The 22,811-nt window shown below is 54.8% G+C and carries 16 protein-coding genes and 1 CRISPR repeat array (1 of these 17 cut by a window edge); of the genes, 3 read left to right on the forward strand and 13 right to left on the reverse strand.

Features of this window, described 5'->3' with window-relative positions; genetic code table 11:
* A CRISPR array of direct repeats spans window positions 1-6,083; the repeat unit is 29 nt; unit sequence GTGTTCCCCGCGCCAGCGGGGATAAACCG; it begins 358 nt to the left of the window's first position.
* Window positions 6,084-6,322: 239 nt separating this feature from the next.
* On the forward strand, window positions 6,323-6,790 hold the full coding sequence (locus tag RFN81_RS02550) for a YhbP family protein (RefSeq protein ID WP_264497651.1): 468 nt from the start codon (window positions 6,323-6,325) through the stop codon (window positions 6,788-6,790).
* Between the two features lie 80 nt (window positions 6,791-6,870).
* Here RFN81_RS02550 and nrdG read toward each other — a convergent pair whose 3' ends face one another.
* The 9 genes from nrdG to pyrB all read right to left on the reverse strand — a co-directional run bounded on the left by nrdG (window position 6,871) and on the right by pyrB (window position 16,049).
* Window positions 6,871-7,335 carry an anaerobic ribonucleoside-triphosphate reductase-activating protein gene (gene nrdG / locus RFN81_RS02555; RefSeq protein ID WP_264497652.1) on the reverse strand — a complete coding sequence of 155 codons (465 nt, stop codon included), beginning with the start codon at window positions 7,333-7,335 and terminating at the stop codon, window positions 6,871-6,873.
* 81 nt (window positions 7,336-7,416) lie between these two features.
* Entirely contained in the window at window positions 7,417-9,555 is a 2,139-nt protein-coding gene (nrdD, locus tag RFN81_RS02560; protein ID WP_264497653.1) for an anaerobic ribonucleoside-triphosphate reductase, read from the reverse strand.
* 418 nt (window positions 9,556-9,973) lie between these two features.
* Complete coding sequence (locus tag RFN81_RS02565) at window positions 9,974-10,711, reverse strand: proteasome-type protease (RefSeq protein WP_264497654.1); 738 nt, start codon at window positions 10,709-10,711, stop codon at window positions 9,974-9,976.
* 22 nt (window positions 10,712-10,733) lie between these two features.
* The gene (locus RFN81_RS02570; RefSeq protein WP_264497655.1) at window positions 10,734-11,552 is read right to left on the reverse strand and encodes a transglutaminase family protein; all 819 of its coding nucleotides are present in this window, start codon (window positions 11,550-11,552) and stop codon (window positions 10,734-10,736) included.
* The gene (locus tag RFN81_RS02575; RefSeq protein ID WP_264497656.1) at window positions 11,549-12,478 is read right to left on the reverse strand and encodes an alpha-E domain-containing protein; all 930 of its coding nucleotides are present in this window, start codon (window positions 12,476-12,478) and stop codon (window positions 11,549-11,551) included. Before RFN81_RS02575 ends, RFN81_RS02570 begins: the two co-directional genes overlap by 4 nt.
* Window positions 12,472-13,911, reverse strand: a complete 1,440-nt coding sequence (locus RFN81_RS02580) for a circularly permuted type 2 ATP-grasp protein (protein WP_264497657.1) — start codon at window positions 13,909-13,911, stop codon at window positions 12,472-12,474. Before RFN81_RS02580 ends, RFN81_RS02575 begins: the two co-directional genes overlap by 7 nt.
* A 217-nt stretch (window positions 13,912-14,128) precedes the next feature.
* Window positions 14,129-14,515 (reverse strand): 2-iminobutanoate/2-iminopropanoate deaminase, encoded by a 387-nt coding sequence (gene ridA, locus RFN81_RS02585; protein WP_264497658.1) that lies wholly within the window; start codon window positions 14,513-14,515, stop codon window positions 14,129-14,131.
* A 118-nt stretch (window positions 14,516-14,633) separates the two neighbouring features.
* The gene (gene pyrI / locus RFN81_RS02590; RefSeq protein ID WP_264497659.1) at window positions 14,634-15,098 is read right to left on the reverse strand and encodes an aspartate carbamoyltransferase regulatory subunit; all 465 of its coding nucleotides are present in this window, start codon (window positions 15,096-15,098) and stop codon (window positions 14,634-14,636) included.
* A 15-nt stretch (window positions 15,099-15,113) separates the two neighbouring features.
* Window positions 15,114-16,049, reverse strand: a complete 936-nt coding sequence (gene pyrB, locus RFN81_RS02595; protein WP_264497660.1) for an aspartate carbamoyltransferase — start codon at window positions 16,047-16,049, stop codon at window positions 15,114-15,116.
* A gap of 448 nt (window positions 16,050-16,497) precedes the next feature.
* On the opposite strand from pyrB, the gene RFN81_RS02600 reads away from it, so the two are divergent.
* On the forward strand, window positions 16,498-16,965 hold the full coding sequence (locus RFN81_RS02600; RefSeq protein ID WP_264497661.1) for a YhcH/YjgK/YiaL family protein: 468 nt from the start codon (window positions 16,498-16,500) through the stop codon (window positions 16,963-16,965).
* A gap of 45 nt (window positions 16,966-17,010) precedes the next feature.
* Here RFN81_RS02600 and argF read toward each other — a convergent pair whose 3' ends face one another.
* The gene (gene argF / locus RFN81_RS02605; RefSeq protein WP_264497662.1) at window positions 17,011-18,018 is read right to left on the reverse strand and encodes an ornithine carbamoyltransferase; all 1,008 of its coding nucleotides are present in this window, start codon (window positions 18,016-18,018) and stop codon (window positions 17,011-17,013) included.
* Window positions 18,019-18,179: 161 nt separating this feature from the next.
* Here argF and rraB point away from each other — a divergent pair, with 161 nt between their 5' ends.
* Window positions 18,180-18,611: a ribonuclease E inhibitor RraB gene (rraB, locus tag RFN81_RS02610; protein ID WP_264497663.1), complete on the forward strand. Its 432-nt coding sequence runs from the start codon at window positions 18,180-18,182 to the stop codon at window positions 18,609-18,611.
* 105 nt (window positions 18,612-18,716) lie between these two features.
* Here the strand turns inward: rraB and RFN81_RS02615 are convergent, their stop codons facing one another.
* From RFN81_RS02615 to RFN81_RS02625, 3 genes are all read right to left on the reverse strand, one after another.
* Window positions 18,717-19,226 (reverse strand): GNAT family N-acetyltransferase, encoded by a 510-nt coding sequence (locus tag RFN81_RS02615; RefSeq protein WP_264497664.1) that lies wholly within the window; start codon window positions 19,224-19,226, stop codon window positions 18,717-18,719.
* A 142-nt stretch (window positions 19,227-19,368) separates the two neighbouring features.
* Complete coding sequence (locus RFN81_RS02620; protein WP_264497665.1) at window positions 19,369-22,224, reverse strand: valine--tRNA ligase; 2,856 nt, start codon at window positions 22,222-22,224, stop codon at window positions 19,369-19,371.
* 12 nt (window positions 22,225-22,236) lie between these two features.
* The gene (locus RFN81_RS02625; RefSeq protein WP_264497666.1) at window positions 22,237-22,686 is read right to left on the reverse strand and encodes a DNA polymerase III subunit chi; all 450 of its coding nucleotides are present in this window, start codon (window positions 22,684-22,686) and stop codon (window positions 22,237-22,239) included.
* Between the last annotated feature and the right edge of the window lie 125 nt (window positions 22,687-22,811).

Here is a 22,811-nt window from a genome sequence, read left to right on the forward strand (position 1 = left end):
CTGGTAGACGTGTTCCCCGCGCCAGCGGGGATAAACCGCCCGCTGATAATCGCTGCGGGCTTTTTTATGAGTGTTCCCCGCGCCAGCGGGGATAAACCGGAGATTCAGGATCGTGTTATGGCTAAACGCCGGTGTTCCCCGCGCCAGCGGGGATAAACCGGAATGAGCGTTCAGGAATACGACCATCAGCAGGTGTTCCCCGCGCCAGCGGGGATAAACCGTGATAGACCTGTTTCACTATTTTCTCCTACCTGTGTTCCCCGCGCCAGCGGGGATAAACCGCAGGGTGGCGCTATTGGTTGAGTTGCCAAGCAGTGTTCCCCGCGCCAGCGGGGATAAACCGATTTGGAGGTTGACGCGCGCCTTAACCACATCGTGTTCCCCGCGCCAGCGGGGATAAACCGGACTCGGCATACTATGTTTGGCAGGCTGCGGCGTGTTCCCCGCGCCAGCGGGGATAAACCGATTGTCTTTTTGCTGTGCGCGGAAGGTTGCCTGTGTTCCCCGCGCCAGCGGGGATAAACCGAATGATTGAAGCGCTCCATATTTGGTGTGGCGGTGTTCCCCGCGCCAGCGGGGATAAACCGATGGTTGCTCAACATCTGGGTATGCTGAAAAAGTGTTCCCCGCGCCAGCGGGGATAAACCGCGCTCCCAGTTTTGGAAATCCCGCGCGGCGCAGTGTTCCCCGCGCCAGCGGGGATAAACCGGTCTAGCTTGATCTGTATGTGATCAATTACATGTGTTCCCCGCGCCAGCGGGGATAAACCGCACTACCTGTAGTGCCGGATGAGGCCACGCCAGTGTTCCCCGCGCCAGCGGGGATAAACCGGTATTGAATGCCGCAGTGTTCACGGAAAAGCCGTGTTCCCCGCGCCAGCGGGGATAAACCGGATGTGATCAACCGATGTATTGAAGAATTTTGCGTGTTCCCCGCGCCAGCGGGGATAAACCGCATTGGTAATTATCGCGAAGGGTTTTTAACGTGTGTTCCCCGCGCCAGCGGGGATAAACCGCAACTCACCTTCTTCAGACGTACCGTCAGACGGTGTTCCCCGCGCCAGCGGGGATAAACCGTTACATTTGGAGTGGTTCGTTGAATAGGTTCAGTGTTCCCCGCGCCAGCGGGGATAAACCGTTGCCGGGCGACGCATGGCGCAGTGTATGGTGGTGTTCCCCGCGCCAGCGGGGATAAACCGATACCATCACTGATCGCCTCATCTTCGAAATAGTGTTCCCCGCGCCAGCGGGGATAAACCGCGCACAGATGCGCAGTGCGCGCGTAGTGATTTGTGTTCCCCGCGCCAGCGGGGATAAACCGGTCGCGTCACGAGTATCACCCTCAAATGACGAGTGTTCCCCGCGCCAGCGGGGATAAACCGGGGGCGCACAGATGCGCAGTGCCGAACCTGTGGTGTTCCCCGCGCCAGCGGGGATAAACCGAGAACGGGTTACCACGGCTCAGACATCGGCAAGTGTTCCCCGCGCCAGCGGGGATAAACCGCCTGAATGACGCACAGAAAAAACGCCTTGAACGTGTTCCCCGCGCCAGCGGGGATAAACCGGTTAGCGGGCATCGATTGACACAACAGCAAATGTGTTCCCCGCGCCAGCGGGGATAAACCGCACCAGAGCCAGTTACGTAAAAACTAAATGGAGTGTTCCCCGCGCCAGCGGGGATAAACCGGGCAACCGATTTTGGGAGGCCCGCAGTAGTCAGTGTTCCCCGCGCCAGCGGGGATAAACCGCAGACTGGAAAACCGCATATGGCGACCCCGCCGTGTTCCCCGCGCCAGCGGGGATAAACCGCACTGCCTGTAGTGCCGGATGATATGACCTTCGGTGTTCCCCGCGCCAGCGGGGATAAACCGGCCTATGACGACGGTTCGGACACTCAAATATAGTGTTCCCCGCGCCAGCGGGGATAAACCGGCGATGCTGATATTATCTATATTCGCCCAGGAGTGTTCCCCGCGCCAGCGGGGATAAACCGCGTCATGGCTCGCATCTTGGCGATAGGCTCTTGTGTTCCCCGCGCCAGCGGGGATAAACCGTGACACGCAATAAAACCGGGCGTGCAGCGTTGGTGTTCCCCGCGCCAGCGGGGATAAACCGTGAGAATAATTATCATTTGAACCAGTGCGAGCGTGTTCCCCGCGCCAGCGGGGATAAACCGCCAGCGCGTTGCGAATGACGGTGGACACCTCAGTGTTCCCCGCGCCAGCGGGGATAAACCGGATGGGGGTTCAACTATCACTATGTTCTGACGGTGTTCCCCGCGCCAGCGGGGATAAACCGGGTGATTTAGTTAATGCCGCCCTGCGCAAGCTGTGTTCCCCGCGCCAGCGGGGATAAACCGATGGTTATCTTTCATCTGTATAGAACCCACAGGTGTTCCCCGCGCCAGCGGGGATAAACCGACCAGGCCCCGATCAACAACAGGCGTCACCGCGTGTTCCCCGCGCCAGCGGGGATAAACCGCGGGCAAAACCCCCGTCGATGCGTACTGCGATGTGTTCCCCGCGCCAGCGGGGATAAACCGACGTGGAAACCGACCGCAGTCGTGGCCTGGCGGTGTTCCCCGCGCCAGCGGGGATAAACCGTCGGCGACAAAATTAAAAACTCTGGTGAGAAAGTGTTCCCCGCGCCAGCGGGGATAAACCGTACCGTAATCATTACGGCGGATTAAACCCGATGTGTTCCCCGCGCCAGCGGGGATAAACCGCGGTCCGGTTTATAGTCCCCCGACTGTTCCGGGTGTTCCCCGCGCCAGCGGGGATAAACCGAATAGCCCACCATCTGCTGGGTCATTAGATTGGTGTTCCCCGCGCCAGCGGGGATAAACCGCATTGCGTGGGCAGTAGCGGGCACTGCGCAGTGTGTTCCCCGCGCCAGCGGGGATAAACCGTTGGACGGGATGCCGTGGGTCGCGGATTGGTTGTGTTCCCCGCGCCAGCGGGGATAAACCGGTGGCACGTTTGCCGCGATTTGCCTGTGGCGTGTGTTCCCCGCGCCAGCGGGGATAAACCGGGATAGTTTGCCCAGAGTGCGTTGCCACGTGCGTGTTCCCCGCGCCAGCGGGGATAAACCGCAGTCATGGGCGGAAAACACTGATTCATCATTGTGTTCCCCGCGCCAGCGGGGATAAACCGCTTGACGCGGTTCATCAGTGCAATCTCTTCATGTGTTCCCCGCGCCAGCGGGGATAAACCGTGTATGTATTTATTATATTATTTATTAAGAAAGTGTTCCCCGCGCCAGCGGGGATAAACCGCAACAGGATTCTCGCTGAAGAATTGGCCGAGAAGTGTTCCCCGCGCCAGCGGGGATAAACCGCATGGTGCTCAGGTCGAGCCTGCTACCCCCGTGTGTTCCCCGCGCCAGCGGGGATAAACCGCGGTCATTGTCTATTTACCTGCCTGACACCCCGTGTTCCCCGCGCCAGCGGGGATAAACCGCGAACCAGGTCTAGGGGGGAGTCTTATGCGGCTGTGTTCCCCGCGCCAGCGGGGATAAACCGCGTGCGTCCGCGAACATCAATCGAGGCACGAAGTGTTCCCCGCGCCAGCGGGGATAAACCGGTAGCGATGCTTTTGCTTATCGGTCATTGGTAGTGTTCCCCGCGCCAGCGGGGATAAACCGCGAATCCCACCCGAGATTTTCTGCGATTTTACGTGTTCCCCGCGCCAGCGGGGATAAACCGTTGGGTGACCCGATTCGAGAGGTATTTGGTCGGTGTTCCCCGCGCCAGCGGGGATAAACCGGAATCGGCTGCAAGGGAAGGCGTGAAGTGTTCGTGTTCCCCGCGCCAGCGGGGATAAACCGATCCGGCGCTGGATACACATAGGAAATGGATGGTGTTCCCCGCGCCAGCGGGGATAAACCGTTATCGCGTAACTTTGAAAACCTTGCCATTTCGTGTTCCCCGCGCCAGCGGGGATAAACCGCTAAATGGACAGCAATTCGATGTAACGGAAAAGTGTTCCCCGCGCCAGCGGGGATAAACCGTCCGATCTGATTCAGTCCGTTAAATCGGTTAAGTGTTCCCCGCGCCAGCGGGGATAAACCGCGCGGGGAACCCGGCGATGCCATGCACGTTGCGTGTTCCCCGCGCCAGCGGGGATAAACCGTTATTAAGAACATCTTACGCGGGCGACATGATGTGTTCCCCGCGCCAGCGGGGATAAACCGTCAAATACAGCATGCCGAACCCGGATGGCGGCGTGTTCCCCGCGCCAGCGGGGATAAACCGGCGCTAAGGTATCAGTAACAGGTAAGTTAGGAGTGTTCCCCGCGCCAGCGGGGATAAACCGCGATGTCTGGCTGGCGCGTTTACGCTGAACGGGTGTTCCCCGCGCCAGCGGGGATAAACCGTCACTGAGAGGTAATCATGAAAATCGACAGAGGTGTTCCCCGCGCCAGCGGGGATAAACCGTGCTTGAGATAATTATGAAATTCATCAAACGGGTGTTCCCCGCGCCAGCGGGGATAAACCGCCGATCAAACAATCCGCCGTTTTTTACAGATAGTGTTCCCCGCGCCAGCGGGGATAAACCGATAATTTATGAAGCTCTGCTGAGAGCATCAGTGTGTTCCCCGCGCCAGCGGGGATAAACCGTGCGGATACTGGTATTCGATTGATGATGAATCGTGTTCCCCGCGCCAGCGGGGATAAACCGCAATCGGCACAGCGGTTGTTAACGCGCTGGTCGTGTTCCCCGCGCCAGCGGGGATAAACCGGCATGAGGCCAACGGAGCGAGCCATTGCAGAAGTGTTCCCCGCGCCAGCGGGGATAAACCGTGCGGATACTGGTATTCGATTGATGATGAATCGTGTTCCCCGCGCCAGCGGGGATAAACCGTTCGGCGATCCGCGCCTTCTCAGCGTTTTCGTGTGTTCCCCGCGCCAGCGGGGATAAACCGCAGAACATCCGTAAACTGGTCATCCTGATTCTGTGTTCCCCGCGCCAGCGGGGATAAACCGACGCATGAAACCGAACCACAGCGGCGACAACAGTGTTCCCCGCGCCAGCGGGGATAAACCGTACGAATTTACGGCGGCAGAGGGGCAGACTCTGTGTTCCCCGCGCCAGCGGGGATAAACCGTTCATCAGGTTGTATTTGAAAAACACCTGTTGGTGTTCCCCGCGCCAGCGGGGATAAACCGGCAGACTCCACGACCAGCAGACGCAAAGACGTGTGTTCCCCGCGCCAGCGGGGATAAACCGATATGGCGCTGACAGCAACGTAATGATTCCGGGTGTTCCCCGCGCCAGCGGGGATAAACCGCACTCTTTTAGCCTGTCGATAAGTCTTTCAATGTGTTCCCCGCGCCAGCGGGGATAAACCGCGTAAAATTGCGCTCTGCAAAATCAGAGGAGCAGTGTTCCCCGCGCCAGCGGGGATAAACCGGCTGGTTTCGAGGAATCTCGCGCTCAGATTGAGTGTTCCCCGCGCCAGCGGGGATAAACCGCAATGTCATCGCTGTAACGTCGAGTTATCAGGCGTGTTCCCCGCGCCAGCGGGGATAAACCGTATGATTGGCATGGGTAATCTTCTACTTATGGGTGTTCCCCGCGCCAGCGGGGATAAACCGTTCGATTTCATCACCAAGTAGTGAGGCTACTAGTGTTCCCCGCGCCAGCGGGGATAAACCGTGGAACTACGATGTTCGTTGGGGCGAATTTCAGTGTTCCCCGCGCCAGCGGGGATAAACCGGTCATGCTCGTTATCGGTATCCGCCATCACTAGTGTTCCCCGCGCCAGCGGGGATAAACCGGCATCATTCCGCAGGCTTCAGCATTTGCGGCAGTGTTCCCCGCGCCAGCGGGGATAAACCGCAGGTCGAATGTGATTACATGCTATCAGCACTGTGTTCCCCGCGCCAGCGGGGATAAACCGCCTGGCGCCCACTGCAATGTCCCCGACCATGAGTGTTCCCCGCGCCAGCGGGGATAAACCGGTGCTCGTCGAGATCCATTCCCTTCGACCCTCGTGTTCCCCGCGCCAGCGGGGATAAACCGAACAAGTAGTGTTTCCGACTACGATTGTTTTGGTGTTCCCCGCGCGAGCGGGGATAAACCGATTGATAGCGGAGACTGCTTGCACCCAAAAGGTGTTTCCCAGCATCAACAGGCCAAATAGCGCTTCTGGCTAACGCGATTGGGGGGATGACGTGCCAATATTGGATGACAACATGTTGTACTCCCCCTCTTGGTGGCATACTAAGCCAATCATCATTCGTGACCCCAGGGTGCTATTAGGCGTTAGGAGCAGGGATGTTGAGGGGATTTCATCGTTCATAAAGTCAACAAGGCGGCATAATGCAGAAAGCTTTGACAGAAACCGACCGCGATCTTGAGGCGATCTCTCGCTATCTGAAGAAATTGCATGTACTGACGCTATGCGTGGGTGAGTCTTCAGAATTATGGTGTGCGAGTTGCTTCTATATTTATGACGATCGGCAGGTAGCCTTTTATCTGATGACCGAATTGCAGACACGGCATGGCACAATAATGGCGAGCGCGCCGCTGGTTGCAGGCACGGTCAGCGGCCAGCCGAAGAGCGTTATGCTGGTTAAAGGCGTGCAGTTTCTGGGGCAGATAGTGCAGTTAGACGGGGCGGAGGGAGAGCAAGCCAGAGTGCGTTACAACACGCGTTTCCCGATTGCTCGGACATCGCAGGCGCCGATCTGGCGGCTCGACCTGACAGAAATAAAAATGACGGACAATGCGCTGGGCTTTGGTAAGAAACGCTATTGGCGGCGCGACGGGGCGAACGGCGAGGAATAATTTTTTAAATGATTAACGGTGTGCGACTGGGCATCCCGTGAGACAGGCACACCGCCAGCGCTTGTGGCGGCTCTTATCATTCAGCGCAAATGGTGTATCACCTGGTTACTGCTGCCGCGCCAAATCAGTGCGGGATCCTTCAGATCCTGCACAAATTTTCCATCGACTAACACGTTGATGCGATCGACCACCCGCCGTTGTTCCTGCGTGAGTTCCGCCAGCACGTAACCCGTCCAGACCCAAATATCCTTGTCGGGGCATTGCGCGCGTATTCGTTCGACCAATCGCAGGATGTCTGGCACATTCTGAGGATGAAGCGGATCGCCGCCAGATAACGAAATTCCTTGTCGGGGAATCACCGTATCCTGAAGATCGGCGATGATGCGATCTTCCAGTTCGGGCGTGAACGGCTGGCCGGAGTTCAGCCGCCAGGTGCTTTTGTTATAACACCCGACACATTCATGTACGCAGCCAGCGACAAACAGCGTGCAGCGGGTGCCGGGGCCGTTGACGACGTCAACGGGATAATATTGATGATAATTCATGTGGTAGAGCCATCTTGTGATGCGGCCATTCGGTTAACGATGGTGCGAAAGGCGGGCCGCATTGCGGCGGCCCGAAAACGATTAGCCGAGTTGCCCATTACTCAGGTGTTTAACCCGGCGTTTAACTTCTTCCTGCTTACCGGCGTTGAACGGCCGGGCATCCGGGCTGCCGAGATAGCCGCACACGCGGCGCGTAACGGAAACGCGCGCCGAGTCGTGGTTGCCGCATTTCGGACAGGTAAAGCCTTTACTGGTGCATTCGAATTCCCCGGTGTAGCCGCACTCGTAGCACTCATCGATCGGGGTGTTGGTGCCGTAATAAGGCACGCGGCTGTAGCTGTAATCCCATACGTCTTCCAGCGCCTTAAGATTATGTTGCAAATTCGGGTATTCGCCGTAGCAGATGAACCCGCCGTTAGCCAGCGGCGGATAGGGCTGTTCGAAGTCGATCTTCTGGTAAGGGTTAACCTTCTTTTCCACGTCAAGGTGGAAGCTGTTGGTGTAATACCCTTTATCCGTGACGCCAGGTACGACGCCAAATTCCGCGGTGTCGAGACGGCAGAAGCGGTCGCACAGATTTTCACTCGGCGTGCTGTAAAGGCTGAAGCCATAACCGGTTTCATCTTTCCACTGCTCGGTGGCCGCTTTCAGGCGGGCGATGATGGACACGGCTTTAGCACGCAGCGCCTCATCATCAAACACGTGTGTTTGGTTGCCAAACAGGGCGTTGATCGTTTCATGCAGGCCGATATAACCCAGAGAAATTGAGGCGCGTCCATTTTTGAAAATATCCGCGACGTTATCGTCCGCGTTTAAGCGCACGCCACAGGCGCCTTCCATATACAGAATAGGCGCAACGCGCGCTTTGACGTTTTCCAGTCGCGCAATGCGCGTCATTAATGCTTTTTTGGCCAGAGCCAGACGCTGGTCGAGTATCGCCCAGAAACGCGCCTCACTCCCTTTAGCTTCCAGCGCGATACGTGGCAAATTCAGGCTGATCACACCTAAGTTGTTGCGGCCATCGTGAATCTGTTGGCCGTCTTCTTCATAAACGCCGAGGAAGCTGCGGCAGCCCATGGGCGTCTTGAATGACCCCGTGACGCTCACCACCTGATCGTAATTCAGAATATCGGGATACATGCGTTTGCTGGCACACTCCAGCGCCAGCTGTTTGATATCGTAATTGGGATCGCCCACTTTGCGGTTCAGGCCATCACGAATCGCAAACACCAGTTTCGGAAAGACCGCCGTTTTATGGTTTTTACCCAGCCCGGCGATGCGATTACGCAGAATCGACTCCTGGATCAGGCGGGATTCCCAGCTGGTGCCAAGTCCGAAGCCGAAAGTGACAAACGGCGTCTGGCCGTTCGCGGTGTGCAGCGTGTTGACTTCATATTCCAGTGACTGAAAAGCGTCGTAACACTCTTTTTCCGTGCGGGTGCGCGCATAATTTTCCGCATCGGGAATGTGCCACTCTTTGGCCACAGCCTTGTGTTTCTCATGGCTGGCGGTGACAAACGGCGCCAGAATTTCATCAATACGGTTTATGGTGGTGCCGCCATAAATATGGCTGGCTACCTGCGCGATGATCTGGGCGGTGACGGCGGTGGCGGTGGAGATTGACTTTGGCGGCTCAATCTCGGCATTGCCCATTTTGAAACCGTTGGTCAGCATGCCATTCAGGTCGATGAGCATGCAGTTAAACATCGGGAAAAAGGGCGAATAGTCGAGATCGTGATAGTGGATCTCACCGCGCTCATGCGCCAGCACCACATCACGCGGCAGGATGTATTGTTTGGCATAATGTTTGGCGACAATACCGGCCAACAGGTCGCGCTGGGTCGGGATGACTTTACTGTCTTTGTTGGCGTTTTCATTCAGCAGCGCCATATTGCTTTGCTCGACCAAACCGCGAATTTCCTGATTCAGCCGACCGTGGCGTTCCCGGGCGATATCCCGGTCATGACGGTATTCGATGTAAGTCCGCGCCAATTGCTTGTACTTGCCGGACATGAGCAGGTTTTCGACCGCGTCCTGAATTTCACGGATATCCACGCGCGACTTATCCTGCATTTGTTGAGCGACCGCACAGGCTACCGTTGCACAGTAATCCGCATCATTCACACCGGCTGCGTGTGCTGCGCGTTCGACCGCCTCTTTGATGCGTACTTCATCAAAAGGCACCTGGCAACCGTCCCGTTTAATCACTACTGGTTTCACGTTTTCTTCCTCTGGAAAGGTTATCCACAGGCGAAAACCGTAACCGACAAGGGTTACCGTAGGCTGTGGATGAGGTTGTGGATAAACACAATATATGGGTAGTGTTTATAGGATAGGCACTATATATTGAAATTGCATAGGAGTGTTTGCGCTTTTATCGCTGTAAATTTGATGTAGAGCAAAGAAATTCCGTGCTGGTCGATAAATCGAGCTTGGTTAAAATTTACTCTCTTTGAGCCGGGGGACGGGAAGGCTTGCCGTGTGTGGTATGGCGGTATTTTGTCAGCGGTGGAACCGCGCTTGGGGGGGCAAAAAAAGAAATATCTGAAAAAGCCGGTAGCCCTTTACCTCATTCGGATTGTCATCTGACGATGGTCGCTCGTTTTGTATGACAACCCGATGGTCACGGCGTATTGGGTTAAGGTTCGTTGCCTGGAAAAGGGGGTAACTGACGGAAGGTACTTAGCAACCCTTCAGACCAGGCCTTACGGATCGTGGAAAAATAGGCATTGTTTTCTGTGATGCGCCGTTGTTCGCTATGGTCAAAACTCCCGATGCGATAAATCATGACATCTAACGGCAGCCCGACCGACAGGTTGCTGCGCAACGTCGAATCGATGGAAATCAACGCACAGCACATGGCCTGTTCCAGCGGCGTATCCATGGTCAAAACGCGATCGATAATCGGTTTACCGTATTTGCTTTCGCCGATTTGAAAGTAGGGCGTATCCGGTGTGGCTTCAATGAAGTTGCCCTCCGGATAAATATGGAACAGGCGATGTACGTCGCCTGCGATCTGACCGCCCAGCAGCAGGTTGCAACCAAAGTCAGTATTGCTGCCGTTTTGCTGCGCGCGGCTATCGCGGTAAATGACTTCTCGTACTGTTTCGCCCAGCAGCGTGGCGGCGTCATACATTGACTCCATCTGCATCAGATTCGGCGTGTGTTGCGCAGTGATACGTGCGCTGATCAGGCTAAGAATACTTTGCGTGGTAGCCAGATTACCCGCGCACTGAATAACAAAGATACGTTCGTCATCATGATGAAAAACATGCAGTTTTTTGAACGTAGCGATGTGATCAACACCCGCATTAGTGCGAGAATCGGAAGCAAAAACCAGGCCGTCAGTCAGACACATGGCGACACAGTACGTCATAAATTACCTTTTGGTTAACATTCTATTGTTGCTGCTGTACCTGTTGTTGCTGCGTAAACAAACGGACTTCAGCCTCTGAAAACATCTCTTCGCATCCGCCGCCAAGCCGTGTTCCACGTACCGGGCAAGCATCCATATAGTCCATGCCCACGGCCAAGAGTAGGTGTTGGCGGAGCTGGCGGGTGCAGTTGGTAATATCAAACCCTTGCCACCTGCCGTTTAGCCAGACCTCCGCCCAGGCATGCATCGCAACATGCTGTGTGTCCTGACTGTAAACGTAGCCGCTGGCATAGCGCGCCGGAATATTCAGGCTACGGCAGCATGCCAGAAAGACGTGCGTGTGATCCTGACACACGCCTTTTTGCAGGGTAAATGCGGCGGCTGCGGTATCCTGAACCTGCGTAGCGCCAGGAGTATACGGCATTTTTAGCTGCAATTCCGCCATCAGTGTGTTCAGGCTTTCTTCTGGGGCATGGTGCCGATAATAACGTTGTGCAAACGCCCGGATATTAGCATCGGCTTCGGTTAACGGCGTCATGCGTAAAAAAACCAGCGGCGACAGGCCATCCTGTTGAGGCGCATCCTCCGCGTCGCCGTCGATCAGGTCAACGACGCCCTGCGCATGGATCGTAATATCATGGTGAGGGCGATCGAGCGTCAGCACGTGCAACACATTTCCATAGGCATCGGTGGTTTGAACCGCAGGAACGGGCAATGTCAGTTTCCATTGCCGTATTTTCTGGCGTGCCGAGTTTTTTGGCGTCAGACGCAGATATTGGGTGCTGAACTTCACTTCTTCATCATAGCGGTAGTGCGTCAGGTGGTTGATGGTGAGTTTCATAGCGCCTCCAGATAGGTATGACGAATGCTGTCAGCCAGTTCATTGATTTTGCTAATAAAATTGTCAAGATACGTCGAGAGATCCTGCGCCAGAATATCCTCCAGCGTACTGAAACGCAGTTCGACGTGCAGTAGATGGGCAAGCCGATGCGGCACTCTGGCGCGTTGGCTGCCAATCGCTTCCAATTGCATGACCAGATCGCCGACGCAAGCCTGTAGCGAGCGCGGTACGTCGCCGCGCAAGACGAGCAATTCGGTGACGGATTCCGAGCTGATCGGCTGGCGATAGATGCTGTGATAAGCCTCGCGGGCGCTGACGGCGCGCAGCAGCGTATCCAGACGATAATATTCACGCACTGGATCGGGGTCGCTATGGATTTGCTGGTGTTTGACATTAAGCAACTGGGCTGTCGCATGGGCGCGTTCAATCAGCGTACCGAGGCGGATAAAGCACTGAGCATCATTACGCAGTAACGTGCCGAACATGGCGCCGCGAAACAGGTGGGATCGCTCTTTTACCCAATCAAAAAAGGTATCAATACCTATGTTGTCCACGCCTTGGTGCCGCAGATTGCGAATATCGATGCGCGTGGTGTTGATGCATTCCCACACCTCGGAAGAAAGGCTGCCGCGCACGGCGTGGGCGTTATTCCACGCCATTTCGATACAGTTGTAGATACTGCTGGGATTCTGTTTGTCCAACGCGCAGAAGTTCAGCAAGTTGTTCATGGAGAAGTGCGCGTAGCGCTGCTGAAACAGTGCATGCGTCATCGTTAGATTGAGTGGCAGCGCCAGGTCGCGTTGTTGTTGGCTGTGACTGGGCATCATCGATAGCCGGTAGGTCACATCCAGCACGCGGGTAAGGCTTTCCGCCCGTTCCAGATAGCGGGCCATCCAATACAGTTCACTGGCCGTTCGGCTTAGCATGATTTATCCTCCTCCATCACCCAGGTATCTTTGGTGCCGCCGCCTTGCGATGAGTTAACCACCAACGATCCTTCGGTAAGGGCGACGCGCGTCAGGCCGCCCGGGACCAGGCGGATTTCCTCGCCGCAGAGCACATAGGGGCGTAAATCGATGTGGCGGGGGGCAAGCCCATCATCAATGAACGTCGGGCAGGTGGACAGCGCCAGCGTCTCCTGACCGATATAGTTGTGCGGATGAGCCAGTAAGCGCTGGCGGAACATCTCAATTTCCTGTCGCGTAGCGCATGGCCCGACCAGCATGCCGTAACCGCCGGCCCCGTGAACCTCTTTGATGACCATGCTATCCAAATGGTCGAGCACGTAGTGGAGCTCGTTGGGATTGCGACACTGCCAGGTAGGAATATTGTTGAGGATCGGCTCCTCGGACAGATAGAAACGGATCATTTCCGGCACATAAGGATAAATTGACTTATCGTCGGCGACGCCAGTGCCGATGGCATTGGCCAATACCACGCCGCCAGCACGGTAGACGGACAGCAGGCCGGGGACGCCAAGCATTGAATCTGCGCGAAACGCCAATGGGTCAAGGAAGGCGTCATCGACGCGGCGATAAATCACATCGACCTGGCACGGGCCTTCCGTGGTGCGCATATAAACTGCGCCCTCTTTTACGAATAAATCCGCGCTTTCAACCAGTTCAACGCCCATTTGCTGCGCCAGAAAACTGTGTTCAAAGTAGGCGCTATTGAAGCGTCCCGGCGTCATTACCACGACGGTCGGATCGTCGACTAAGGTACTTTCACGCAGGGTTTGCAGCAGGTAGCTGGGGTAGCGCTCAACGGGGGCGATGTGCTGGCTGGCAAACAGATCCGGGTAAAGACGCATCATCATTTTGCGATTTTCCAGCATGTAGGACACGCCGGATGGGGTGCGCAAATTATCTTCCAACACGTAATAATTGCCGTCGCTATTACGTACCATATCAATTCCGGTGATATGGGCGTAAATATTGTTATGCAAGTCAACACCCTGCATACAGGGCTGATATTGCTCGTTCGCCAACACCTGTTCACGGGGGATAATCCCGGCGTTGAGAATATGCTGCTGGTGATAAATATCGTAGAGAAAGGCGTTCAGCGCCTGCACCCGCTGACGAATACCGCGATCGAGCTGACGCCATTCCTGTGCGGGGATAATGCGCGGTACGCTATCGAACGGAATCAGGCGTTCGGTGCCGCCTTCTTCGCCATAAACGTTAAACGTGATGCCGACGCGGTGAAATAACAGCTCCGCCTGCGCTTTCTTTTGTCGGATGGCGTGCTGGTCAGTTTGCTGTAGCCACTGCCAATAAGCATCGTAGTGTTGACGGTGTTTTCCTTCGCACGACATCATCTCGTCGTAATAAGGTGCTGTTGGAAGCGTCATTCTTATCATGGTCATCCCCATCATCCCGCCTTATAGCGATAATAGGACAATGCATAAAATGCGCCATGGTGAGAAAGCGCGCGGTAAGTTGAAAATAGCGGTGTGTTTGCCCTTTACGTGTGCAGAGGAAGGGCGACGTGCACTGGATCGAGGAAGAAAGGGGATAAAAAACCACAAGACGCTGCCACGATGGTGCGTCTTGTGAGGTCGGCGTCAATAACGAACGTTAGCGACGAACGGCGATCGCTTCAATTTCGATTTTTACGTCTTTGGGCAGACGAGCGACTTCGACGCAGGAACGTGCCGGGAATGGCGCCTGATGTTCATTGAAGAAGGCTTCGTAAGTCGAGTTTACGACGGCGAAATCGTGCAGGTCTTTCACAAACACGGTGGTTTTCACGATATCGGACACTTTCAATCCCGCGGCCTCAACAATCGCCTGGACGTTTTCCAGCGACTGGCGCGTTTGGGCGGTGATGTCATCGGCCACCAGCCCGCTTTTAGGATTTACCGGAATCTGACCAGAAGTGATAATCATGTTGCCAAGGTCGACACCCTGGACATAGGGGCCAATCGCGGCGGGGGCGTGTTCGGTGCTGATGGTGCGTGACATGGTATCTCCTTGATAAGACGTAAAAACGTTATTGGGACGTAAAAAGGAATGGGGACGTCGCCATTATTCAAAAAAGCCCCGCTCCAGGCAATGCTCATCGCGGGGATAACGCAGAAAATTAACGATCTTGCAGCACCGCCTGACGCTCAAATTCTTTCTCGCAGTACTTACATTTCAGATGCACCTCGCCGTTGCGCTGCTTAACGCTAAATGAGGATGAAACAGGTTCACTGCGGCTGATGCAATTGCTGTTCGGGCAGGTGAGTACGCCGGTGATGTGGTCTGGCAGCGTCGGCACCAGTTTGCGTACTACATCATATTCATCAATCTGATTGACGGTTGCCTGCGGCGCGTAAATCGCCAACTGGTTCGCCTGTTGCTCGGTCAGGAATATATTCTCAATTTTGATCAGATCCTTACGCCCCAGGTGGTTGGACGGCAAGTTCAGACCGATGGTGATACGCTGGTCGGTTGCGGTTAGCTTAAATAACGTCAGCAGTTTAAAACCTACGTGTGCGGGGATATGGTCGATCACTGTGCCACGTTTGATCGCTTCAACCTGTAATTTATTGTCATGTGTCATGATAGTTTCTTCCTCTTACAGAACCAATTCGCGATTCAACACCAGCGCCAGCAGCGCCTGACGGGCGTATATCCCGTTGCCCGCCTGTTGAAAGTAGTAGGCGTAAGGCGTGGCATCCACATCAATGGTGATCTCATCGACGCGCGGTAACGGGTGCAGCACTTTCAGGTTCGCGCGGGCGTTGAGCAGGTCGGCGGCGCGCAGGATAAATTGGGATTTGATATTGATGTATTCCGACGGATCCAAACGCTCTTTCTGTACGCGTGTCATGTACAGAATATCCAGTTCGCCGACCACTTCATCGATGCTATTGTGCAGGCTGTAAGCAATATTTTTCTCTTTTAACATGCTCAAAATATAGTCCGGCATTGCCAACGCGTCTGGGGCGATAAAGTAGAAGCGGTTGCCGTCGAATTTTGCCAGCGCCTGCGTGAGCGAATGCACGGTACGACCATATTTCAGATCGCCAACCATCGCGATGTTGATGTTATTTAGTCGACCCTGTGTTTCCTGAATGGTAAACAAATCGAGCAGCGTTTGCGTCGGGTGCTGATTCGCGCCGTCGCCGGCATTCAACACCGGGACGCCGCCGGAAAACTCGGTCGCCAGACGTGACGCGCCTTCCTGCGGGTGGCGCATAACGATGGCATCGACATATTGGCTGATGACGGAGAGTGTATCGGCCAGCGTTTCGCCCTTTTTCCCTAACGAGGTATTGTTACTGTCGGCGAAACCCACGACGGAGGCGCCGAGACGATGCATCGCCGTTTCAAAGGATAAACGTGTCCGAGTGGAGGCTTCGAAAAAGCAACTGGCTATCACCTTATGTTTTAACAGCTCAGGCTGGGGCTTGGCCTTCAGGCTAGCGGCGACACGCAACGCTAATTCCAACTCTTCCCGGCTGAGATCGTTAATCGAAATAATATGTTTTTGATAGAGCGGGTTGGCCATGTTGTCTTTCTCCTAACGCGTAAACAGGAAATGCCGTGTTGGGTTGCCCAGATTGTGGGCAAAAAAAAGCCCCTCAATGAGGGGCTTTCTTCGTTGATTAATAACGCAACGGAAAGGAGAATGCAGGCTGACTGCCGGATGGCAGTTGCGGTTGAGAACCAACGACATCAGCAGCGTATTCTTCGGTGTAACGGTGCATAACTCCTCCCGGCAAATTGTCGGGAATTATACGCGCTGATTAGGCTATTTCAAGCGCAATACCTGATTTTTTATGCATCGCAATCGGTTGCGAGCAGGTTATCGCCAGCATTTCCTGCGGGAAGGCGATGGTCGAAGACAAGCCGTGAGGGAACGCGCATATTTTCGTATTAACGTACTGGCAGGTGTCTTCGTTGGAGAGTATAAATATTGTGAAACAGGGTTTCATTTTACTATTGATGAGGTTTTTATGATTACTGGCAATGTCCACCATCTTGAATTGGTTCCTTATTTACCGGCCAAACTGCGTGAAGCGATTGAGTATGTGAAGCAACACATCACGGCGGAGACACCGCTGGGCAAGCATGACATTGAAGGCAATAGCGTCTTTGTGCTGGTCTCTAACGATAGCACTGACCTGTTGGAGAAGCGCCGCGCCGAATATCACGCGAAATATCTGGATATTCAGATTGTATTGTCCGGCGTCGAAGGTATGACGTTCAGTAATCTTCCTGCGGGTAAGCCGGACACCGATTGGCTGGCGGATAAAGACATCGCTTTCTTGCCTGCTGGCGAACAGGAAAAACAGTTTGTGCTGCAGGAAGGCGATTTTGTGGTGTTTTTCCCCGGCGAAGTCCATAAACCGTTGTGCGCCGTTGGCGAACCAGCCCATGTACGTAAAGCCGTGGTAAAAATCGACGCGTCGTTGGTGGCGTAAACCGCGAGAACCATTGCCCTCCCTGTGCTGAGGAGGGCGCCTCTCTTAATTCTGAGCCAGTGTCGCAACCATGACGGCTTTGATGGTGTGCATGCGGTTTTCCGCCTGATCGAACACGATGCTGTGTTCGGATTCGAAGACGTCATCCGTGACTTCCATTCCGCCGTGTAGGCCGTATTGTTCCGCCATTTGTTGACCCACGGTGGTCTGGTCATCATGGAATGCGGGCAGGCAATGCAGAAATTTTACCTGTGGATTCCCGGTTGCGGCGAGCATCGCCCTGTTGACCTGATACGGTTTCAGCAGCGCGATGCGTTCTTTCCACGTTTCCTTTGGCTCCCCCATGGAAACCCAGACATCCGTATAAATGAAATCAGCGCCCGCCACGCCAGCGGCGATATCTTCTGTCAGCGTAATGTTGCCGCCGGTTTGTTGCGCAGCGGCCTGGCACTCCGCCACCAGACTCGCATCCGGCCAGCAGGCTTTTGGCGCAACAAGACGTAAATCCAGCCCGGTCAATGCCGCCGCCTCCAGCATCGTATTGCCCATATTGTTGCGCGCATCGCCGACGTAGACGAGCGTCATTTCCGACAGCGTTTTACCCGGCAAATGTTCTTGCATCGTCAGCAAATCCGCCAGCAACTGCGTAGGGTGAAATTCATTTGTCAGCCCGTTCCAGACTGGCACGCCGGCGTATTGCGCCAGCGTTTCGACAATATGCTGTCCGTGACCGCGATATTGTATACCGTCGTACATTCTGCCCAGTACCCGCGCCGTATCCTTGAGCGATTCTTTATGGCCGATTTGGCTACCGCTGGGGCCGAGATAGGTGACTTGTGCGCCCTGATCGTATGCAGCAACTTCGAAAGAGCAGCGAGTACGAGTCGAATCTTTTTCGAAGATGAGTGCGATATTTTTACCTTGCAGGCGGCGGATTTCCGTCCCCTTTTTTTTATCGGCCTTTAATTGTGCTGATAGGGCTAAAAGATGGGCGAGCTCTTTGGGTGTGAAATCCATTAATCTTAAAAAATGGCGTTTGTAGAACGATTGCATAATAGTTGTCTCCGTGTGGTTTAATTCCACTGGCTGAATTTTAATTCACTTTATATGTGTAATTATTCAAATTCAAGAGGTGGTAGTAAACTTTGTGGTGGAGCAGTCCGCAGGGCTGTGGGACAATAAGCCTTATTGCATCGATTAATGAGGACTGAGGCATGGCAAACCGCCTATTACTGGAAGAGCAACGGGAAGAAACACGCCTAATCATTGAAGAATTGCTGGATGATGGCAGCGATCCTGACGCGCTCTATACCATTGAACACCACTTCTCGGCGGAGAAGTTTGACGTGTTAGAAAAAGTCGCTGTAGAAGCCTTCAAGCTGGGTTATGAAGTTACGGATGCGGAAGAGCTGGAAGTAGAAGATGGCGTATTGCTGATGTGCTGTGATGCCGTTAGTGAGGTGGCGCTTAATGCGGATCTGATTGACTCGCAGGTAGAGCAACTGATGGCATTGGCGGAGCGCTATGGTGTGAATTACGACGGTTGGGGGACGTATTTTGAAGACCCGAATGGTGACGATGACGATGATGATGAAGAGGGTGACAACGATTTTTATGACGAAGACGACGACGGGAAACGCCACTAGTTATTAACCGGCAAGCTGCCCGTGCATGAGCCGTACGTGGCTCAGCTCCGCACCTCTCCTCGACTGGCCGCCGCAGCGTGTCCTGCGGCGTTGCGCCATTTCCGCTTACAGTATCTTCAGCATGGTCACTTCACAATCGGTATGACCCGTGTTACCCATCGAATAAGGAATAGGTTCGAAGCCAAGCGATTCATACAATCGAATTGCGCTGGTCAGATGGGCGGTTGTCTCCAGATAGCAGCGACGAAAAGCGTGTTGACGTGCAAAATCAAGCGCCTTTATCGCTAATTGCCGCGCCAATCCTTTGCCGCGCACGACGGGCAAGCAATACATTTTTTGTAATTCGCACACATCTTCCTCGCCCTCGACCAGTGGCGCAATGCCGCCTCCGCCAACGACGCGGCCTTGGTATTCAATTACCCAATAGGCGCTTCTGGGTTGGTTATAGAGGGAAAACAGCGCATCCAGATTAGGATCGGAAACGGTGTAGCCCTTGTCGGCCGTCAAACCAAATTCAGCCGAAACCTGGCGGATGACCTGAGCGATAGCGGCATCGTCTTGCGCGGTAATGGGGCGAACCCGATGCTGAAGTTGGACTGAGGTCGCAGTTATCATAATACGTACTCTTGCTGTTACGGTTTATGGGGATACGTGATTGTAATACCATTGCGGATGGATGCGAATGATTGAATGGTTCGGTGGCTTGTCGTCAAGAGAAAGACAGACCCTGACAGCGCGTCAGGGTCTGAAAGATGCGTTACAGCGCGGCGATGACTGCTTGCTGCTCCAGCAATTTGGCTTTCGCCACGGCGTAGCCGTCTCGTTTCTCACGCTCTTTAGCCACGACGGCTTCTGGCGCACGTGCTACAAAGCCTTCGTTGGCTAGCTTGCTGTCGATGCGACCAATTTCAGCTTCGATTTTCGCTACCTCTTTTGCCAGACGTTCCAATTCTGCTGCTTTGTCGATCAGGCCAGCCATTGGAATGAGCAGCTCGGCGCCGTCGATGAGTTTCGTGACGGAAACTGGGCCTTTATCGCCCGCAGGCAGCAGCGTAATACTTTCCAGGCGCGCCAGCGTTTGGATAAAGCCGCGATTCTCTTCCACGCGGCGCTGGGCGTCAGCCGTGGCATCACGTAGTAACACGTCCAGCGGTTTGCCCGGCGCGATGTTCATTTCCGCACGAATGTTACGCACGGCGATAATCGCCTGCTTGATCCACTCCAGATCGTCCAACGCCAGCGTATCTTCCTGCGCGGCATCGAACTCAGGAAACGGCTGCAACATGATGGTGTCGGCGCTAATGCCTTTCAACGCTTTAACACGTAGCCAGATGGTTTCTGTAATGAACGGAATAATCGGATGCGCCAGACGCAGCAGCGCTTCCAGTACGGTAACTAACGTATGGCGCGTCCCGCGCAGTTCCGCTTCTGAACCCCCGTTCATGACAGGTTTCGTCAGTTCAAGATACCAGTCGCAGAACTGGTTCCAGGTAAATTCATAGAGAATGTTGGCTGCAATATCAAAGCGATAACCGTCCAGCGCATCACGGTAGGCCTTCACCGTACGGTTGAATTCCGCCAGAATCCAGCGGTCAGCCAGCGACAGCACTTTCTCACCAGCGCCAAAACCACAGTCCTGATCTTCGGTGTTCATCAGCACAAAACGGCTGGCGTTCCACAGCTTATTACAGAAGTTACGATAACCTTCCAGGCGTTTCATATCCCAGTTGATATCGCGCCCCGTCGAGGCTAACGCCGCCAGCGTGAAGCGCAGCGCGTCTGTCCCGTGTGCTTCAATGCCATTCGGGAACTGCTTCTCTGTGCGTTTGCGGATTTTTTCTGCCAATTGCGGCTGCATCATGTTGCCGGTACGTTTCTCCAGCAGCGCTTCCAGCGAAATACCATCGACCATATCCAGCGGGTCGATGACGTTCCCTTTGGATTTGGACATTTTCTGACCTTCCTCATCACGGATCAGGCCAGTCATGTAGACGGTATGGAAGGGCACCTGTGGTTTGCCGTCTTCGTCTTTGATGAAGTGCATGGTCAGCATGATCATGCGGGCAATCCAGAAGAAGATGATGTCGAAGCCGCTAACCATCACGCTGCTGGGATGGAAGGCTTTCAACTCTGGGGTTTGCTCCGGCCAGCCTAAGGTCGAAAACGTCCATAGCCCGGATGAGAACCAGGTATCCAGTACGTCTTCGTCCTGATTCAGGACGACATCGGCGGCAAGATTGTTTTCACGACGCACTTCCGCTTCGTTGCGGCCTACATAAACGTTGCCGTTGGCATCGTACCACGCGGGGATACGGTGACCCCACCACAGTTGGCGGGAGATACACCAGTCCTGGATGTCGCGCATCCAACTGAAATACATGTTTTCATACTGTTTTGGTACGAACTGAATGCGGCCATCTTCAACGGCTTCTACCGCCGGTTTAGCCAGCACGGCCGCGCGCACGTACCACTGATCGGTGAGCATCGGCTCGATCACCACGCCGCCACGGTCGCCATAAGGAACGGTAAGATCGTGTGCCTTGATCTCTTCCAGTAGGCCGAGTTCTTCAAATGCCGCGACGATCGCTTTACGTGCCGCAAAGCGCTCCAGGCCCTGGAAGGCTTCTGGAATGTCGCTGCTGTAAACGGTGCTCGCTTCGCCGTGAGTATCAAACACTTCTGCGCTCTGACGGATATTGCCTTCGAAGGTCAGAATATTCACCATCGGCAACTGGTGACGCTTACCCACCTCGTAGTCGTTAAAATCGTGCGCGGGCGTGATCTTCACGCAGCCAGTGCCTTTTTCCATGTCGGCGTGTTCATCACCCACAATGGGAATACGGCGCCCCATCAATGGCAGGATCACGTCTTTGCCGATCAGATCTTTATAACGCGGATCTTCTGGGTTAACAGCGACGCCAGTATCGCCCAGCATCGTTTCCGGACGGGTGGTCGCGACGACCAGATAATCTTTCCCTTCGGCCGTTTTCGCGCCATCGGCCAGCGGATAACGCAGGTGCCACATCGACCCTTTCACGTCGCGGTTTTCGACTTCGAGATCGGAAATCGCGGTACGTAGTTTCGGATCCCAGTTCACCAGACGCTTGCCGCGGTAAATCAGGTCTTCTTTATACAGACGGACAAACACTTCTTTCACCGCGTTGGACAAGCCTTCATCCATGGTGAAGCGTTCGCGCTCCCAGTCTACGGAGTTGCCTAGACGGCGCATTTGACGGGTAATATTGCCGCCGGATTCGGCTTTCCACTGCCAGATTTTGTCGATGAACGCCTCGCGGCCGTAATCATGGCGCGTTTTGCCTTCCTCTGCGGCGATCTTGCGCTCAACCACCATCTGTGTGGCGATACCGGCATGGTCGGTGCCCGCCTGCCACAGGGTATTTTTACCCTGCATACGTTGATAACGGATCAACGTGTCCATAATGGTTTGCTGGAAAGCATGACCCATATGCAAGCTGCCAGTGACGTTGGGCGGCGGGATCATAATGCTGAAGCTTTCTTTACTCGTGTCGCCGTGCGGCTTGAAGTAGCCTTGCTTTTCCCAGTGTTCGTAGAGCGGCTGTTCGATATCTTGCGGGTTATATTTCGTTTCCATTATGCTCAAAATTCAGTGAGTTGGCGGCGTAGCCGTGGTCAATCGGAAGCCGACGCTGCGATAGGCTTTATAGCGGTCGCGCGCCAACTGTTTCAGGGATTCATCGTAAGGGACAAAGTCTATCACTTCATAGAAAGCGGTGGCAAAATCTGCGAACTGCGGTAGCAGGCTAATCAGCAGATCCCGTGGCGCGTTGCCACGCCGTTGCGGCCAGGCAAGTTCAACTGGCGCGCCGTGACGTGGCCCCTCACCTGCCAGATTGTGGGGCACAAATGCATTGGGATCGCGTTGCCACAGCGCCTCGTCCAGCCTGATAGCCTGCTGCTCGTCTTCACAGGCAATCAGCACGCGCTTTCCTGCTCGCCAGCGTTCAGCCGCCAGATCGCACGCCAGTGCCTCTTGGGCGCTGAGTTCACCGCTTCTGTTGTCGTGCTCAAGAAGATAGAACGTTGCGTTTTTCATGGTTCACACTATGGATAAGGGCCGGAATATCCGGCCCATTACACTTGTCATACTTCATGTTACCTGTGCGTTCACGGCGTTGCTCGGCACACCTAAGAACAATCGCCGGCGTTGGTCATCGCCGT

It is taken from the genome of Pectobacterium cacticida (genome assembly GCF_036885195.1).
GTDB classification, from domain to species: domain Bacteria; phylum Pseudomonadota; class Gammaproteobacteria; order Enterobacterales; family Enterobacteriaceae; genus Pectobacterium; species Pectobacterium cacticida.

What these genes read in the sequence shown, in the direction of transcription:
- RFN81_RS02550 (WP_264497651.1), top strand. Translation starts at nt 6,323, where the DNA reads ATGCAGAAAGCTTTGACAGAAACCGACCGCGATCTTGAGGCGATCTCT.
- nrdG (WP_264497652.1), bottom strand. Translation starts at nt 7,335, where the DNA reads ATGAATTATCATCAATATTATCCCGTTGACGTCGTCAACGGCCCCGGC.
- RFN81_RS02565 (WP_264497654.1), bottom strand. Translation starts at nt 10,711, where the DNA reads ATGACGTACTGTGTCGCCATGTGTCTGACTGACGGCCTGGTTTTTGCT.
- RFN81_RS02570 (WP_264497655.1), bottom strand. Translation starts at nt 11,552, where the DNA reads ATGAAACTCACCATCAACCACCTGACGCACTACCGCTATGATGAAGAA.
- RFN81_RS02575 (WP_264497656.1), bottom strand. Translation starts at nt 12,478, where the DNA reads ATGCTAAGCCGAACGGCCAGTGAACTGTATTGGATGGCCCGCTATCTG.
- RFN81_RS02580 (WP_264497657.1), bottom strand. Translation starts at nt 13,911, where the DNA reads ATGATAAGAATGACGCTTCCAACAGCACCTTATTACGACGAGATGATG.
- ridA (WP_264497658.1), bottom strand. Translation starts at nt 14,515, where the DNA reads ATGTCACGCACCATCAGCACCGAACACGCCCCCGCCGCGATTGGCCCC.
- pyrI (WP_264497659.1), bottom strand. Translation starts at nt 15,098, where the DNA reads ATGACACATGACAATAAATTACAGGTTGAAGCGATCAAACGTGGCACA.
- pyrB (WP_264497660.1), bottom strand. Translation starts at nt 16,049, where the DNA reads ATGGCCAACCCGCTCTATCAAAAACATATTATTTCGATTAACGATCTC.
- RFN81_RS02600 (WP_264497661.1), top strand. Translation starts at nt 16,498, where the DNA reads ATGATTACTGGCAATGTCCACCATCTTGAATTGGTTCCTTATTTACCG.
- argF (WP_264497662.1), bottom strand. Translation starts at nt 18,018, where the DNA reads ATGCAATCGTTCTACAAACGCCATTTTTTAAGATTAATGGATTTCACA.
- rraB (WP_264497663.1), top strand. Translation starts at nt 18,180, where the DNA reads ATGGCAAACCGCCTATTACTGGAAGAGCAACGGGAAGAAACACGCCTA.
- RFN81_RS02615 (WP_264497664.1), bottom strand. Translation starts at nt 19,226, where the DNA reads ATGATAACTGCGACCTCAGTCCAACTTCAGCATCGGGTTCGCCCCATT.
- RFN81_RS02620 (WP_264497665.1), bottom strand. Translation starts at nt 22,224, where the DNA reads ATGGAAACGAAATATAACCCGCAAGATATCGAACAGCCGCTCTACGAA.
- RFN81_RS02625 (WP_264497666.1), bottom strand. Translation starts at nt 22,686, where the DNA reads ATGAAAAACGCAACGTTCTATCTTCTTGAGCACGACAACAGAAGCGGT.